General features: G+C 42.5%; 2 protein-coding genes. Both read right to left on the reverse strand.

All coding sequences use genetic code 11. From position 1 onward, the window contains the following. Window positions 1–1,830, reverse strand: a 1,830-nt coding sequence (locus QZ565_RS09165) for a nucleoside-diphosphate sugar epimerase/dehydratase (RefSeq protein ID WP_295528540.1), incomplete at its 3' end; no start/stop codon positions are given. A 75-nt stretch (window positions 1,831–1,905) separates the two neighbouring features. After that, window positions 1,906–2,736 (reverse strand): glycosyltransferase, encoded by an 831-nt coding sequence (locus QZ565_RS09170; RefSeq protein ID WP_295528543.1) that lies wholly within the window; start codon window positions 2,734–2,736, stop codon window positions 1,906–1,908. Window positions 2,737–2,761: the final 25 nt, after the last annotated feature.

Consider the following 2,761-nt stretch of genomic DNA (forward strand, 5'->3'; position numbering starts at 1 on the left):
GATGGCAGAGTCGATAATGGCTTGCTTCAACTCATCTCCACTAAGAGTGCGGAACTCTTCAATTTTTTGGTCGATAGCTTCTAGAGGCATGACATTAACCTTACCAACGAAAATCTTATCCATAACCTGATTATCAACAAGTTCTGTTGATACCAAGAGTTCTTCGTAAAGTTTTTCGCCTGGGCGGATTCCAACTTCAACAATTGGAATTTCGCTTTCGGTGTGTCCACTTAGAAGGACCATTTTCTTGGCCAAGTCATAAATCTTGACTGGTTTGCCCATATCAAGGATAAAGACTTCCCCATCCTTGGCATAAGCACCAGCATGGATAACCAAACGGCTAGCTTCTGGAATAGTCATAAAGTAACGGGTCATGCGGAAGTCTGTCACCGTTACAGGCCCACCTTCAGCAATCTGGCGTTCAAAGACTGGAATGACACTACCACGGCTACCAAGAACATTCCCAAAACGAACCGCACAGTAGGTCGATTGGCTACGTTGGTTAAAGCCAGTGACAATCAACTCCGCCACGCGCTTGGTTGCTCCCATAACATTTGGTGGATTAACCGCCTTATCCGTCGAAATCATAACCATCTTAGGTACTTTAGCTTCATCAACAGCCTTAGCAACATTGTAAGTTCCACGAATATTGTTTTTGAAGGCTTCTTTTGGATTGCGCTCCATCATAGGAACGTGCTTGTGGGCTGCCGCATGATAAACAATAGCTGGCTTGTACTGCTCAAAGACTTGCAACAAACGGTCATAGTCTTGAATATCGGCAATAACTGGTACATAATCAATCCCTTGGAACTTGCGAATCAATTCATGATAAACAAGGTAGATTGAATTTTCCCCATGACCGAGCAAGACGATGCGTTCAGGATTGAAGCGACTAACTTGGCGACAGATTTCAGAACCGATTGAGCCACCAGCACCTGTGACTAAGATTGTCTTACCTGTCAGTTCTGCTCCCAGACGCGATTCATCAAGACGAATTTCCTGACGTCCCAAAAGGTCCGTAATATCAATTTTTTGGAACCCAGTACCTGCTTGGTGAAGTCCCTGAACAACGGTTTCAACCTTGGGCATCTTGTAACATTTGACTCCCAGCTTATTACACATCTGCAAGATACGTTCATATTCTGACGGGTCAAGCGACGGAATCGCAACGATAACACGCTCGATTTGATGGCGTTTGGCTAATTCAGGCAGATCATCATATGAACCCAAAACAGGGATTCCACCAAGTTTTTGGCCCTTTTTCTTAGAATCCTTGTCCAAAATACCGACAAGTTCTAATTCACTAGTTGGATGTTGGTAACTATCCATAAAGAGAGCTCCGCCATCACCAGCTCCAATCAAGAAGGTCCGACGGTGTTCCCCATCACCACTTCCCTTTTTGCGTTTAGAGTAGATTAACTGCCAAGTAATCCGTGGCAATAAAATCAAGAAGGTACTCAACAAGATAAAGAGAATGATGAAACGGATTGAAAAAAGTGGCAAGAAGGCATAGCAGATACTATATGACAAGATACTGCTAGCAGTCACACCAAAAAAGATTTTCATGAAATCCGTAATCTTGCTGTAACGACTAATACTAGCGTTCAACCCCCAAAATCCAATCATCAATTGATAGAACAGGAAGGCCAAACTCGTATAGATAATGTAGTCAACAGGTGCTGGATTAATCAAGCCGTAGAATAATATATAAGATACAATAATGGAAACCACCATACTCAAAATATCAAATATTCCCCAGAAAACCTGTTTTTGTTGTTTATTTAAAATTTCCACCAGATCAATCACATAATCTGTTAGTTTTTTATTCATAGGAATTTACTCCCCCTTAAAAGAGTCAGATGATACTGTTGTTATGATAGCCTGAATCATTCAGTCTATCGGGGCTTACTTTCTCTTTCTTAAAAGTTTGACGAAGATAAACTGACGTACAAAGCCTGGACAAAGTGCAACAATTGCCTGAATGGCTACACTTTTAGCATATTCCATGTAGGAAATTTGCCCTCTCTCAAGCATGCGCTGACGAGCCTGGCGATAGAGTTTGAGGTAGCGCAAACCACCACGACGTTCAAACATCCCTGCTCCCACACGAACCTGACACAAGATCTGATCCAGGTTTCCAGTCTTGGCTCCTGCAGCAATCATATTGAGCCAGAGGAGGTCATCTTCCATATAAAGCCCATCCTCATAGTTGCCTGCCTTGAGAACCATGTCCTTCTTGAACATGACAGTCATGTGGTTAAAGGCACTTCTCATCCTTTGATAAGCCACAATCTCTGCATGCTGGGTTGGAACACGACGGTAAGAAACAATCTCATCAGGATTATCAATAAATTCTGCAATATGGCCACCTAATAGGTCAAGATTGTCCTTCTCCATTAACTGAACCTGTTTCTCAAAACGATCTGGAACAGCTATATCATCCGTATCCATACGGGCAATAATATCATACTGACACTGCAAAACACCCTGTCGAAGAGCCAGACCCAAACCTTGATTCTGCTCAAGAGGATAGCGTTTCACTGGAATATCAGACTCAGCTTCAAGCTGGTCTAATACCTGATAGAGCTCAGGTGTCAAAGGCCCATCCTCAACCAGAACCAATTCGCTCGGTTTCAGGGTCTGATTTTGAACACTCTCAATAGCATCCTTTAAAAATGTCGGATTTTCCTTGATATAGACCGACATCAATACGCTGATTTTTTGCTTTTCAGACACAGTTTTTCTCCAATGTATAGATTTC

Origin of the sequence: uncultured Streptococcus sp. (assembly GCF_915066115.1) — a bacterium.
Taxonomy (GTDB): Bacteria; Bacillota; Bacilli; order Lactobacillales; family Streptococcaceae; genus Streptococcus.